Source organism: Sulfitobacter sp. S223 (assembly GCF_025143825.1).
Lineage (GTDB): Bacteria > Pseudomonadota > Alphaproteobacteria > Rhodobacterales > Rhodobacteraceae > Sulfitobacter.
On record NZ_CP083560.1, the window covers coordinates 1,515,579 to 1,528,473 of the forward strand.

A 12,895-nucleotide genomic window follows, 5' to 3' on the forward strand; every position below is an offset into this window, starting at 1 on the left:
ATGACATATAATATCGCAATTCTTGGCGCTTCAGGCTATACCGGAGCCGAGCTGATCCGGTTGATTTCCGGTCACTCTTTCATGAAAATCAAAGCTTTGGGTGGAAACTCGAAAGCGGGGCAGAGCATGACATCTGTGTTCCCGCACCTGCGCCATCTGGATCTGCCTGATCTGGTGACGATGGACGACATCGATTTTTCCCAGATTGACCTGTGCTTTTGCGCGCTGCCGCACAAGACCTCGCAAGAGGTGATCGCACAGCTGCCCAAAGACCTTAAGATCGTTGACTTGTCTGCCGACTTCCGGCTGCGCGATCCCGAGGAATACGCGCGCTGGTATGGTAATCCACATGCCGCGTTGGAGCAGCAGGCCGAGGCCGTATATGGCCTGACCGAGTTTTACCGTGAAGAGATCAAGACCGCGCGTCTGGTCGCCGGCACAGGCTGCAACGCGGCCACGGGGCAGTTTGCCCTGCGGCCATTGATCACAGCTGGCCTGATTGATCTGGATGACATCATTCTTGATCTCAAGTGTGCGGTGTCCGGCGCAGGCCGCGCGCTGAAGGAAAATCTGCTGCATGCAGAGTTGTCCGAAGGCTACCACGCTTATGCCTTGGGCGGTACGCACCGCCATCTGGGCGAGTTTGATCAGGAGTTCTCAGCGCTTGCCGGGCGCCCTGTGAAAGTCCAGTTTACGCCGCACCTGATGCCTGCAAACCGCGGAATTCTTGCGACAATCTATGTAAAGGGTGACCCACAGGCGATTCATGGCGCATTGCAGGACGCCTATGCGGCAGAGCCGTTCATTGACGTATTGCCCTTCGGAGAAGCGCCTTCGACCCGCCATATCCGTGGTTCGAACTTTTGCCATATCGGGGTGACCGGGGACCGGATCGAAGGACGCGCCATTGTGGTTGCCGCGCTTGATAACCTGACCAAAGGGTCGTCAGGCCAAGCGTTGCAAAACGCAAATCTGATGTTAGGTATTGAAGAGACAGAGGGGCTGATGATGGCGCCCCTGTTCCCATGACCTTGTGAGGCCCGCATGAAAAGTCTGAAAAAACAGCGCCGTATTCAACTGATCGCTGTGGCGGTTGTCGCGCTGATCGGCTCGACCGCTTTGATCGGCTATGGCATGCGGGACGGTATCAATTTCTTCCGCGCCCCCAGTCAGGTGATGGATGAGCCGCCTTCACCGACAGAGGTTTTCCGCATTGGCGGGCTGGTCGAAGAGGGCACTCTTAAACGGGGAGAGGGCGAGCAGATCAGCTTTTCTGTAACAGATGGCGGGGCAAGTGTTCCAGTGATCTATGCTGGTGTGTTGCCTGACCTGTTCGGTGAAAATGAAGGCATGGTCGGCACAGGTCGCTACATTAATGGTGTCTTTCAAGCCACTGAAATTCTTGCGCGACATGATGAAACCTATATGCCAAAAGAGGTTGTGGATGCGCTCAAAGAACAAGGCGTCTACAAGGAGCCTGACAGCTAGGAGCGCACGCATAGCTTAGCAGCCGTTAACTTCTTTCAGGCTTGATTTCCCCTAAATTGCGAGGGGAAATGCGATGAACTCTGTCAGGCAGATTGCTCAGGAAATTGTCGACCGCGAAGGCGGGTTTGTGAATGATCCCGATGATCCGGGTGGGGCGACCAACTTCGGGGTGACTATTCACACAATGCGGCGTCTGGGTCTTGATTTGGACCGCGACGGTAGTATCACTGTTGCGGACGTGCGCGCTCTGAGCCGTCCACAGGCAGTGCAGATTTTCCTAGAGCATTACTACAATCGCCCGCTTATAGCGGAATTGCCGCAGCCATTACAGGCGACTGTGTTTGATATGTATGTGAACGCGGGCAGCAATGCGGTGAAAATCCTGCAACAATTGCTGGTCGAAATGGGCTTCAAGGTGGCCGTGGATGGTGCGCTGGGGCCTCAAAGCCTGTCTGCAGTACGCGCGGCCTTTGAGGCTGGACCCGAAGAGATGACCAACGCCTACGGTATCGCGCGGCGCAACTATTATTTCCGCATTGCTGACCGGCGCACATCCAGCCGCAAATACGCCCGCACACGGGCAGGTGGAAAGGGCGGATGGATAAAGCGGGCTGAGGAATTCATCGCCCCGCAATACCACATGACGGCAGCACAATTCAAAGCAAGGACATCAGCATGGGCATGATTGACCGTCTCTTTGGTATCGTTTTCGGGGATAACCGCAACGTGGTGCGTGAAACAGTCGAGGTGTTCCGCGAGAACGCTGAAACAGCAGCGGCGCGCGGAGCAGTTGTTCAGGGGCAGGCGATGGATCAGTACGGGCAGGAGTTCCGTGCATCTGCCAAGGGTGGGTTCGACCGTTTTATGGATGGGGTGAACCGGCTTCCACGTCCGGCGCTTGCTTTGGGAACATTGGGGTTATTCGTATCCGCAATGGTCGCCCCCTTGTGGTTTGCGCAACGAATGCAGGGTATCGCGCTGGTGCCGGAACCGCTGTGGTGGCTTCTGGGGGTCATTGTCTCTTTCTACTTCGGTGCGCGCCATCAGGTGAAATCCCAGGACTTCCAGAGAAGCATCGTCAACACGATCAAGCATGTCCCAAAGGTGGTCGAAAACATCGAGATAATCGAAAAGCTGAGGGCTGATTCTGTGGGAGTGGCGGACGCAGGATCTGACGCGCGACTTGCTGCGCAGGCACTTCTGAGCGATGACAACGCAGCTTTGCGCGAATGGCGCGCGGCGCGGTAAACACCTGCGGCTCTTTGACCTTCCGATTGTGATTGGATCGACAGCTTTCAGAGCGTATATTGCGCGCATGATTACAGAACTCGGACATTTCGCCCTGCTGCTCGCCTTCGGCGTCGCACTCGTTCAAATGATTGTGCCTATGATCGGGGCAGCCAAAGGTTGGCCCGGCTGGATGGCCGTTGCGGAACCTGCGGCAGGGGTGCAATTCTTGCTGATCGCGGCGTCGTTCGGGGCGTTGACATGGGCCTTTATCACGTCTGACTTCAGTCTTGCCGTTGTTGTGTCGAACAGTCACTCCATGAAGCCGATGCTGTATAAAATCAGCGGAACATGGGGTAACCACGAGGGGTCCATGCTGCTTTGGGTGCTGATTGTAGCGCTCTTCGGCGCGATGGCCGCATGGTTCGGTGGCCAGCTTCCGGCCAGTCTGCGCGCCCGCGTATTGAGCGTTCAAGCGTCTATCGGGGTGGCGTTCATGGCGTTTATCCTGCTGACATCCAACCCGTTTGACCGGATGGTCGTCCCGCCATTTGACGGCCAAGACCTTAATCCACTGCTTCAGGATCCGGGCTTGGCTTTTCATCCGCCGTTTCTGTACCTCGGCTATGTGGGGCTAAGCATGGCGTTCAGCTTTGCCGTGGCAGCACTGATTGAAGGGCGTGTGGATGCAGCATGGGGGCGCTGGGTGCGACCATGGACACTTGCCGCTTGGGTTTTCCTCACGATTGGCATCGCATTGGGCTCTTGGTGGGCCTACTATGAGCTTGGCTGGGGCGGTTTCTGGTTCTGGGACCCTGTAGAGAACGCAAGTTTTATGCCATGGTTGCTGGCTGCGGCGCTGCTGCATTCCGCCATTGTCGTCGAAAAGCGCGAGGCGCTAAAAAGCTGGACGATCCTGCTGGCAATTCTTGCCTTCGGCTTTTCGCTGATCGGCACGTTCATTGTGCGCTCGGGCTTGCTGACATCTGTACATGCTTTCGCAAACGACCCTGATCGCGGGATTTTCATTCTGGGGATCATGGCGTTCTTTATGGGTGGCGCATTGATCCTGTATTCATTGCGCGCCGGCGCGATGGAGGCGAAAGGAGTCTTCGGACTTGTCTCACGCGAAAGCGCGCTGGTTTTGAACAACCTTCTGCTTGCTGTGTCATGCTTTGTCGTTTTCGTAGGGACCATGTGGCCACTGCTGGCCGAGATGTTCTTTGACCGTAAGTTGAGCGTCGGGCCACCATTTTTCGATGCGGCCTTCACACCATTCATGGTGTTGCTGGGCCTTGCGTTGCCTGTTGGCTCTTCCATGGCGTGGAAGCGCGCCAGCCTGAAACGCGCGCTGTATCCGCTGCGCTATGTGTTCGTAGTTGCCGTTGCGATTGGCGGGCTGGCTTGGGCCATGCAGACAGGCCGCAGCCTGATCGGGCCTGTGGGCATGTTTCTTGGTGCATGGATACTGATGGGCGTTGTGGTTGATCTGTTACAGCGGACAGGACGTGGGCCAAACCGCTTACGCCGCTTGTTCCGTCTGCCGGGAGCAGACTGGGGTAAGGCGACGGCCCATGCGGGCCTTGGCATCACAATGGTAGGGATTGCCGGAATCTACGCTTGGACGGTTGAGGACATTCGTGTGGCGCAGATTGATGTGCCGTTCGAAGTCTTCGGCTATGAAATGACCCTGCGCAGTGTGACCAAAGAAAACGGACCAAACTATGTGTCTACAACGGCGGTGATTGATGTTGTACGGGATGGAGAGTTCGTGGCGACCCTTGCGCCGGAAAAACGCTTTTATCCGGTTGCCCAGATGCCAACGACCGAAGCGGCCATCCACCAAAACGCCAAACGCGACCTCTACCTTGTGATCGGGGATGAGCAGGTTGGCGGCGGCTGGGCTGTGCGGACCTATGTGAAAGCGATGACAACGTGGATCTGGATTGGCTGTGCTCTGATGGCGCTTGGCGGTATCTTCAGTCTGTTTGACCGCCGTTTCCGTGTGGCGGTGGGCGCGCGCAAGCGGGCAGACGCACCGGTGCCGGCAGAATGAAGCGTTTTGTCCTGATCTTGATGCTGCTCGCCAGCCCGCTGGCTGCCGTCGAACCTGATGAAGTTCTGTCTGATCCGGTATTGGAGCAGCGCGCGCGGGAGCTGTCAAAGGGCCTGCGCTGTCTCGTCTGCCGGAACGAAAGCATTGACGAGAGCAACGCATCGTTGGCCAAAGACTTGCGCCTGCTGCTTCGGGAACGGCTTGTCGAGGGTGATAGCGATACTGAGGCCGTCGACTTTATCGTTGCGCGATATGGCGAGTATGTGCTGTTGAATCCGACACGGGGCGGCGCGAACTGGATTTTGTGGTGGGCAGGGCCAATCATGCTGCTGCTCGCAGGGGGGGCCGGTATGCTTTATGTGCGCGGCCGCAGCCGTGCAAACGCGCCGCAAGATGCAGGGCTCAGCGATGAAGAAGCACAAAAGCTCCGCGACATCCTGAGCAAGTAACGTCCCGTCGGGATGGCAGCCCTAGACGTCTGTGTTATCACTTGAGGTAACATAGCAAGATATGAGGGTGCCATGGACTACCAGACGATTACCTATGAGCTGAATGATGGCATGGCCGTCATAACCATGAACCGTGCGGACAAGTATAATGCGCTTACCACGCAAATGCGGGCCGAGATCGAGCACGCATTTACCAGAGGCGGCCGGGATGCACGCGTTGTTGTGATTACCGGCGCAGGAAAAGCGTTTTGCTCTGGTCAGGATCTGGGCGATCGTGCCACCGGGGCGTCTATCGATCTGGAGCGGATGTTACGCGATGAATACGCGCCCATGCTGCGCGCGATCACGAATTGTCCTGTTCCGACGATTGCTGCGGTCAACGGGGCGGCTGCGGGGGCAGGGGCCAATCTTGCGCTGGCGACTGATGTCGTCTTTGCAACGCAGAGCGCCTATTTCCTTCAGGCTTTCACAAAGATCGGGCTCATACCGGATGCAGGAGGCACCTACACATTGCCACGTCAGATGGGTATGGCAAAAGCCATGGGGGCCGCGCTGTTTGCCGATAAGATTTCAGCCCGTCAGGCAGATGAATGGGGCATGATCTGGGAAGCTGTCGAGGATGATCGGTTCAATGACCATTGGCGTGCCAAAGCCGCCCATCTGGCGGCAGGGCCGACTGCGGCTTATGCATCCGTCAAAGAGGTCATTCGCGACAGCTGGAACAACACGCTAGAAGAACAGCTAACGCTCGAAGCAAAAGAGCAGGGCAAATGCGGCAAAACGCGGGACTTCAAAGAAGGCGTTCTTGCTTTCACCGAAAAGCGTGCAGCCTCATTCGAGGGGCGCTAATCACACCGTAGCTTCAGGATACCAATCAAAAATGGCCGCTGCTTAATAAGAGCAGCGGCCTGAATTTCTTTGTTATCTAGCAGCGTGTTAGCTCAGCACCTGCCGCTCTACCAGTAGTACATCAGCAACTCTGGGCGCTTTGCTGTTGGCACTGGCTATGACCGCGACTGCGACCCCGTTTGCCAGCACGGTGTGAACTGACCCCGAGACCTTGTTGATCGTAATCTCCGGCGGGGTCTCACCTTCGTCATAAACGACCGCGACGTGATCAGTCTGACCTTCGGCGTCAGGTATCAGCGCGCCGGTAAGACCTCTCTCGTAATGAGCGTTGCTGGGTAGCAGGCTTTTTGCTTTGGACCATTCATAGCGTGTCGGTGTGTCATGTAGTGAATGTGCCATGGGGGGTGCTCCTATGAAGCTGGCGCTCTATTCTATATGAGGGCAGGATATAACCCGCCCTCCTATTGACCCATTGGATCAGGCGGCCACTGCACCGTTTGGATCAAACATTGCTTCGATTGTATTTTCCGCGATTAAGGTGATGTCTTCAACTGCTATCTGCCCGGCGCGGTTCATCACCGTTGCAAGCACATCGTCGCCCATGCGGATTACTGCATCGTTACCTTCATCAGTGACCGTCAGTTCATAGTCTGCGGAGGTGTCATCAACGATGATCGTGATTGCATCTTCGTCGGTGTCAAAGTTTCTGATGCTGGCCCCTGCATTCGGGTCAAATTGATCAGACATGACGTGGTAGGTATCGCTACCGTCCCCACCGTTTGCGATATCGTTGGAGCCGACAACCATGTCATCATCACCTTCTCCGCCCATAAGCGTATCGACGAACCGGTCGTCGCGCAGTTCAACGCCACCATTCAGATCGCTGAGGGAGGCACCGTCGCGCAGATCAGTCATCTCGTCGAGGTTGAGCGGAATGCCTTCGATGATACCACCGAACAACACATCGTCACCTTCACCACCTTCAACAAAGTCGCCGCCACGGCCACCAAGAACAGTGTCGTTGCCAGCATCACCACGCACGGTATCCCAGCCATAATCGCCGGAAACCCAGTCATCGCCGCCCTGGCCTTCGATCAGATCCTGACCTGTATTGCCGGTGATGATATCGTTCCCGTCGCCGGAGCACAGCATGTCGTCGCCATCCTCGCCCTGCAGAACATCATCGCCTTCACGGCCAAAGATGGTGTCATCGCCGGCGCGGCCGTTCATCACATCATCGCCGGCCATGCCGTCGAGAAAATCATCACCTTCTCCACCTTCAAAACGGTCAGCTTCATCGGTGCCCGTCAGTTCTACAGTATCCTCGTTATCATCATCCGAATCCTGGATAGCAAAGCCCAAGATAGCCATCGGAAGCGCAAGTCCTAGTAACATCAACATAGCAAAAAATCCCTTGTGCGAGGTTGTTAAGCTATCACTACTCAGTGTTCAGACCACCGGTCAAGGTTCTGTTAACTATTGTGTACAGGCCAGAAACAATGCCTTAAATTTGCCGTCTTTTGGAGTTTTCTGCCTCATTCCGTGGGTCTTGGTCGGCCGTAACCTGCCGACGTTGATGGGGTTGTTGCCGGTTCTACGGGTGTCAGGTCCGGCTCAGTTAGCTGCGATTCGGACTGACTATTCGGCCATAGAACAAGGGGAACCGGCGGTCTGCCGAACACGTCGAGAGATGCGGCGAGAAGCAAAAGCTTTCAACGGGCTTAACGGCGTCCAAAAAGCGAGTGCCACATTCCTGTCATAATCATGCCGCATAAAAAAGCCCCCGGACGCGATGTGCATCCGGGGGCAATTGCCTGAAAATGCGCGGTTTAGCGCTTTTCGATGTCCACATACGAGCGGATGTCTTCGCCGAGGTAAAGCTGGCGAGGACGGCCAATTTTCAGCTGTGGATCGTTGAGCTGCTCTTTCCACTGTGAGATCCAGCCAACTGTACGCGCGAGCGCAAAGATTGGCGTGAACATCGACGTGGGGAAGCCCATCGCTTCGAGGATGATACCGGAATAGAAGTCGACATTCGGAAACAGCTTCTTGTCCGCGAAATACGGATCTTCCAGTGCCTGTTTTTCCAGTTCTTTGGCGACCTGAAGGATCGGATTGTTATCTACGCCCATAAGCTCCAGAACTTCGTCCGCTGATTGCTTCATCACTGTCGCACGGGGATCGAAGTTTTTGTAGACGCGGTGGCCAAAGCCCATCAGGCGGAACGGGTCATCTTTGTCCTTTGCGCGCGCGATGAACTCAGGAATGCGGTCCGGCGTGCCGATTTCCTTCAGCATTTCGAGGCAGGCCTGGTTTGCACCACCGTGGGCAGGGCCCCACAGGCAGGCAATACCGGCTGCGATACACGCAAAGGGGTTCGCGCCCGATGATGACGCCAGACGTACTGTTGATGTCGATGCGTTCTGCTCGTGATCGGCGTGCAGCGTAAAGATACGGTCCATCGCACGGCTCAGGATCGGATCAACAACATATTCTTCGGCAGGTACGGCAAAGCACATGCGCAGGAAGTTGGAAGCGTAATCCAGATCGTTGCGTGGGTATACGAACGGTTGGCCAATTGTGTATTTGAAAGCCATCGCAGCGATTGTCGGCATCTTGGCGATCAGGCGGATCGAGGCGACCTCGCGCTGGAATTCATCGTTGATATCCGTTGAATCGTGATAGAATGCGGACATCGCACCGACCACACCAACCATAACAGCCATCGGGTGCGCATCACGGCGGAAGCCACGGAAGAAGTTGATCATCTGCTCGTGGATCATCGTGTGGTTTGTCACGAGATCTTCGAAATCTTCGAGCTCTTTAGGGGCGGGCAGCTCACCGTAAAGCAGCAGGTAGCAGACTTCGAGGTAGTGGGATTTTTCAGCCAGCTCACCGATCGGATAGCCGCGGTGCGTCAGGATACCTTCATCGCCGTCGATGAATGTGATGGTGCTGTCGCAAGAAGCAGTAGAGGTAAAGCCGGGATCATAGGTGAAAACGCCTGCTTGATTATAAAGCTTGCGGATGTCGATCACATCAGGGCCGGAGGTGGGAGAGAACATCGGCAGTTCGATGGACTTCTCTCCAATGGTCAAGGTTGCGGATTTGGTACTTTCGGCCATGCGTTTCCCCTTCTAGGTTGGCTACGGATGCACGCGCGCACCCGGACATGCACCAGCCCGTGCCGGCGCATCCTTTATTGTTCTTATCCCTGACATCCTTATAGACAGATTTATACTGTCTTAGGATGCAGCGTCCGTTAGGCGGGCCAAAGTTTCGTCGCGGCCCAGCACCAGCATCATATCAAACACCGAAGGGGTCACGGCACGTCCTGCCAGAGCTGCGCGCAGCGGCCCGGCGAGGGCGCCAAATTTCGTACCCTTGGCGGTCGCAAAACCGTTCAATACGTCTTCAAGCGTTTCACGCTCCCAGCTAACATCTTGCAGCTGCGGCGTCAATTCTCTCAGTATACCACGGGATACCGTATCCAAAGCCTTGGCGGCTTTCTCATCTTGCTGAACCGGACGGCTGGTCAAGATAAATTCACCTTTTTCAAGGAGTTCGGGGAATGTTTTGGCGCGCTCCTTGAGGCAATACATTGCCTTCTCCAAACCCTCTGCCTGTTTCGGTGTCAGGGGATTTTTCCCGGCCGCCTTCAAATATTCCTCAATTTCATGCCGCAGCGCGGCATCATCGGCGACCGCGATATGCTGGCCACAGATGTTTCCAAGCTTTTTGAGATCGAATTGCGCGGGACTTTTGCGGATACCGTCGATGTCAAACCACTCCATGGCCTGCGCATCGCTGAAGAACTCGTCATCTCCGTGGCTCCAGCCAAGGCGCGCAAGGTAGTTGCGCATACCCGCAGCGGGATAGCCCATCACCTGATATTCCTGAGCGCCCAACGCGCCGTGTCGTTTGCTGAGCTTTTTGCCGTCGCTGCCGTGGATCAGGGGGATATGGGCCCAAACGGGAACATCCCAGCCCATGCCGTGATAAATCATCATCTGGCGTGCGGCGTTGTTAAGGTGGTCATCGCCACGGATCACGTGGGTAACGCCCATGTCGTGGTCATCTACTACCACGGCCAGCATATAGACGGGCGACCCGTCAGATCGCAGCAGGATCATGTCGTCAAGCTGGGCGTTATCAATCGTCACATCGCCCTGTACCTGATCGCGGATGACGGTTTGGCCCCCGTCTGGTGCCTTGATGCGGATCACAAACGGCGCATCGGGATGGCTTGCCGGATCGGCATCGCGCCAAGGGGAGCGGTACAGCGTGCTGCGGCCTTCGGCACGGGCAGCCTCGCGGAAGGATTCGATCTCTTCCTGCGTGGCAAAGCATTTGAACGCGGCACCTTTTTCAAGCAACGCGTGCGCCACCTCAACGTGCCGTGGCGCCATCTCGTGCTGGCTGACAACTTCACCATCATGATCAAGGCCCAACCAAGAGAGGCCCTGCAAAATCGCCTCAGTCGCTTCGGGGGTATACCGCGCGCGGTCGGTGTCCTCGATCCGAAGCAGAAATTTTCCGCCACGGCCGCGGGCGTACAGCCAGTTGAACAAGGCTGTCCGCGCGCCGCCGATGTGCAGAAAACCCGTGGGGGAAGGGGCGAAACGGGTGACGATTTCAGAGCACATGGGCGGTCCTTTCGGGGGTGTTTTCCGGTGGTCAGGCTGTTCATGCTTTGGTCATATTTACCTTTTGGTAACCAACCGCAGCATAGAGTTTCCGCCTGTCTATCCAGTGCAGCGAACGGGGGCAAGCAATGGGCGCGGCATCTGTCTTTGCTGAAACGATGCGCGCCCAGCGGGGCGCGTTATTCGGTTGGGTTCCGGTCTGCCTTGCCTTCGGAATCGGTGGCTATTTCTCCTTGGGGTTTGAACCTTCATTCGTTCAACTGGCGACCGTTGCTCTTTTGGGGCTGGTCTGCGCCATGTGTGCGCGCCTTTTGCCAGAGCCGGTGCAGCCTTTCGCAGTGGCAGGCATGCTGGTTTGCGCGGGTGTGTTGCTGGCGGCGGGCAGGGCTCATTCTGTCGCGGGACCGGTATTGGAATTTCGATATTATGGCGCCGTAGAGGGGCGGATCATCGCGATTGACCGCAGCCAGTCCGATGCTTTGCGCCTGACGCTGGATAATGTGGTGCTGGATCGCGTGCCGCCTGCGCGCACACCTCAACGGGTGCGACTGTCTTTGCACGGTGACCGGTCTGCTGACATCGCGGCCGAACCGGGGCTACGTGTTATGGTAACAGGTCATCTGTCGCCACCTTCCGGACCGGTAGAACCAGGCGGTTTTGATTTCCAACGCCATGCTTGGTTTGTCCGGTTGGGGGCTGTCGGTTATGCCCGCACGCCACTTATGGGCGTTGCAGAGCCGCAGGGCGGGCTAGGTGTCTTCAAGTTGCGCATGGCGGCGTCTGCCCGAATTCAGGCAGTGCTGGGCGGCGACGTAGGAGGGTTTGCGGCGGCAATCACCACCGGAGACCGCTCCGCAATCAGCCAAGCCGCACTCGACGCCCTCCGCGCGAGCAATCTGGCGCATTTGCTGGCGATCTCCGGGCTGCATATGGGGCTGATGTCAGGGGTGGTATTCGCAGCCTTACGGCTGGCATTTGCCTTGGTGCCACCAGTGGCGCTGCGTATGCCTGCGCGCAGCATTGCTGCTGGCGGTGCATTGATCGCAGCGGCAGGCTATCTGGCGCTGTCGGGCGGAAACGTAGCCACACAGCGGGCCTTTATCATGGTGGGCGTGGCACTTTTTGCGTTGATGATCGGGCGGCGTGCTATCAGCCTGCGTGGCGTTGCGATTGCGGCGACGATTGTGCTGGTGCTGCGGCCCGAGGCGCTGATGGGGCCGGGGTTTCAGATGTCATTCGCGGCAACCACAGCTTTGGTCGCCGTTTTCGGCTGGATGCGTGACGGGCAGATCCCGCTGGGTCCGCGTTGGCTGCAACCGGTTCTGGCGGTTGTGGTCTCTTCTGCGGTTGCCGGATTTGCAACTGCACCGATAGCGGCGGCGCATTTCAATGCGATCGCGCAATATGGCCTGCTGGCTAATCTTGCATCGGTCCCGTTGATGGGGGTGCTGGTTATTCCGGCGGCGGTGGTTGCAGTTGTGCTTGCGCCATTCGGGCTAGAGGCCGTGGGCTTGTGGGCCATGAGCCTTGGAGTACGGTGGATTCTGTCCGTGGCCCATTTCGTCGCCGACCTGCCTCAGGCACGGACATATGTGGTGGGGCCGGGGGGCTGGGTACTGCCGCTTTTGGCGCTGGGGTTTCTCACGTTGTTGCTTTGGCGCGGACGCCTGCGCTGGGGCGGCGCGGTGGCCATGGTGGCGTCATTTGTTGTCTGGTCCGGTGCCGAGCGGCCAGCCGTGTTGGTATCAGATACCGGTACGCTGGTGGGCGTGATGACCTCTGATGGTCGCGCCCTGAGCAAGGAGCGCGGCGCGGGTTTTGTGGCGCGAAACTGGTTGGAGAATGATGGCGACGGTCAGGACCAAGCCACCGCCGCAGGCCGCTGGCAGCAGGGCGGCCTTTTTATCCATGTGTCAGGAAAACGGGCGGCTGCGGAATTCAAAGGCTGCAAGCCCGATCAAATCGTCATCAGCTCAGTGTTGTTGGAGCAAACAAATCTGCCATGCGTTCTGCACGATCCGGAAAGCCTGCGGCATACCGGCGCTGTCGCGTATTTTTTGGGGGAGCAGGGCGCAATGACTCTGAAGACCGCCCGCGCTGCGTCAGGTGAACGGCTTTGGACGCGCTGGCCCAAAGAGACGCCGCGCGCAGAGTACCTCGCGCGGCGCAAAGACGATTAG

12 protein-coding genes are annotated in these 12,895 nt (G+C 57.2%); 8 read left to right on the forward strand and 4 right to left on the reverse strand.

Annotated elements, in window-relative coordinates:
* The 7 genes from argC to K3757_RS07315 all read left to right on the forward strand — a co-directional run bounded on the left by argC (position 1) and on the right by K3757_RS07315 (position 6,069).
* Positions 1–1,029: an N-acetyl-gamma-glutamyl-phosphate reductase gene (argC, locus tag K3757_RS07285; protein WP_260000609.1), complete on the forward strand. Its 1,029-nt coding sequence runs from the start codon at positions 1–3 to the stop codon at positions 1,027–1,029.
* A 15-nt stretch (positions 1,030–1,044) separates the two neighbouring features.
* Positions 1,045–1,488, forward strand: coding sequence for a cytochrome c maturation protein CcmE (gene ccmE, locus K3757_RS07290; RefSeq protein WP_260000611.1), 444 nt, complete (start codon positions 1,045–1,047; stop codon positions 1,486–1,488).
* Between the two features lie 73 nt (positions 1,489–1,561).
* Positions 1,562–2,173, forward strand: coding sequence for a holin-associated N-acetylmuramidase (locus K3757_RS07295; RefSeq protein WP_260000613.1), 612 nt, complete (start codon positions 1,562–1,564; stop codon positions 2,171–2,173).
* A complete protein-coding gene (locus tag K3757_RS07300; protein ID WP_260000614.1) occupies positions 2,164–2,736 on the forward strand; it encodes a holin family protein in 573 nt (190 codons plus the stop codon). Before K3757_RS07295 ends, K3757_RS07300 begins: the two co-directional genes overlap by 10 nt.
* A 67-nt stretch (positions 2,737–2,803) precedes the next feature.
* Complete coding sequence (locus K3757_RS07305; protein WP_260001211.1) at positions 2,804–4,771, forward strand: heme lyase CcmF/NrfE family subunit; 1,968 nt, start codon at positions 2,804–2,806, stop codon at positions 4,769–4,771.
* The gene (locus tag K3757_RS07310; protein ID WP_260000616.1) at positions 4,768–5,220 is read left to right on the forward strand and encodes a cytochrome c-type biogenesis protein; all 453 of its coding nucleotides are present in this window, start codon (positions 4,768–4,770) and stop codon (positions 5,218–5,220) included. Before K3757_RS07305 ends, K3757_RS07310 begins: the two co-directional genes overlap by 4 nt.
* A 72-nt stretch (positions 5,221–5,292) precedes the next feature.
* Positions 5,293–6,069, forward strand: a complete 777-nt coding sequence (locus K3757_RS07315) for an enoyl-CoA hydratase-related protein (RefSeq protein ID WP_260000618.1) — start codon at positions 5,293–5,295, stop codon at positions 6,067–6,069.
* An 87-nt stretch (positions 6,070–6,156) separates the two neighbouring features.
* On the opposite strand, the gene K3757_RS07320 is transcribed toward K3757_RS07315, so the two are convergent.
* The 4 genes from K3757_RS07320 to gltX form a co-directional block, all read right to left on the reverse strand.
* The gene (locus K3757_RS07320; protein WP_260000620.1) at positions 6,157–6,468 is read right to left on the reverse strand and encodes a hypothetical protein; all 312 of its coding nucleotides are present in this window, start codon (positions 6,466–6,468) and stop codon (positions 6,157–6,159) included.
* Positions 6,469–6,546: 78 nt separating this feature from the next.
* Entirely contained in the window at positions 6,547–7,470 is a 924-nt protein-coding gene (locus K3757_RS07325) for a calcium-binding protein (RefSeq protein ID WP_260000622.1), read from the reverse strand.
* 428 nt (positions 7,471–7,898) lie between these two features.
* Positions 7,899–9,194, reverse strand: a complete 1,296-nt coding sequence (locus K3757_RS07330) for a citrate synthase (protein ID WP_260000624.1) — start codon at positions 9,192–9,194, stop codon at positions 7,899–7,901.
* A 120-nt stretch (positions 9,195–9,314) separates the two neighbouring features.
* The gene (gltX, locus tag K3757_RS07335) at positions 9,315–10,715 is read right to left on the reverse strand and encodes a glutamate--tRNA ligase (protein WP_260000625.1); all 1,401 of its coding nucleotides are present in this window, start codon (positions 10,713–10,715) and stop codon (positions 9,315–9,317) included.
* A 128-nt stretch (positions 10,716–10,843) separates the two neighbouring features.
* Between gltX and K3757_RS07340 the strand changes: the two genes are divergently transcribed.
* Positions 10,844–12,895 carry a ComEC/Rec2 family competence protein gene (locus K3757_RS07340; RefSeq protein ID WP_260000627.1) on the forward strand — a complete coding sequence of 684 codons (2,052 nt, stop codon included), beginning with the start codon at positions 10,844–10,846 and terminating at the stop codon, positions 12,893–12,895.

Excerpts from the sequence above, each read along its gene's own strand:
- argC (WP_260000609.1), top strand. The coding sequence starts at position 1 with ATGACATATAATATCGCAATTCTTGGCGCTTCAGGCTATACCGGAGCC.
- ccmE (WP_260000611.1), top strand. The coding sequence starts at position 1,045 with ATGAAAAGTCTGAAAAAACAGCGCCGTATTCAACTGATCGCTGTGGCG.
- K3757_RS07295 (WP_260000613.1), top strand. The coding sequence starts at position 1,562 with ATGAACTCTGTCAGGCAGATTGCTCAGGAAATTGTCGACCGCGAAGGC.
- K3757_RS07300 (WP_260000614.1), top strand. The coding sequence starts at position 2,164 with ATGGGCATGATTGACCGTCTCTTTGGTATCGTTTTCGGGGATAACCGC.
- K3757_RS07305 (WP_260001211.1), top strand. The coding sequence starts at position 2,804 with ATGATTACAGAACTCGGACATTTCGCCCTGCTGCTCGCCTTCGGCGTC.
- K3757_RS07310 (WP_260000616.1), top strand. The coding sequence starts at position 4,768 with ATGAAGCGTTTTGTCCTGATCTTGATGCTGCTCGCCAGCCCGCTGGCT.
- K3757_RS07315 (WP_260000618.1), top strand. The coding sequence starts at position 5,293 with ATGGACTACCAGACGATTACCTATGAGCTGAATGATGGCATGGCCGTC.
- K3757_RS07320 (WP_260000620.1), bottom strand. The coding sequence starts at position 6,468 with ATGGCACATTCACTACATGACACACCGACACGCTATGAATGGTCCAAA.
- K3757_RS07325 (WP_260000622.1), bottom strand. The coding sequence starts at position 7,470 with ATGTTGATGTTACTAGGACTTGCGCTTCCGATGGCTATCTTGGGCTTT.
- K3757_RS07330 (WP_260000624.1), bottom strand. The coding sequence starts at position 9,194 with ATGGCCGAAAGTACCAAATCCGCAACCTTGACCATTGGAGAGAAGTCC.
- gltX (WP_260000625.1), bottom strand. The coding sequence starts at position 10,715 with ATGTGCTCTGAAATCGTCACCCGTTTCGCCCCTTCCCCCACGGGTTTT.
- K3757_RS07340 (WP_260000627.1), top strand. The coding sequence starts at position 10,844 with ATGGGCGCGGCATCTGTCTTTGCTGAAACGATGCGCGCCCAGCGGGGC.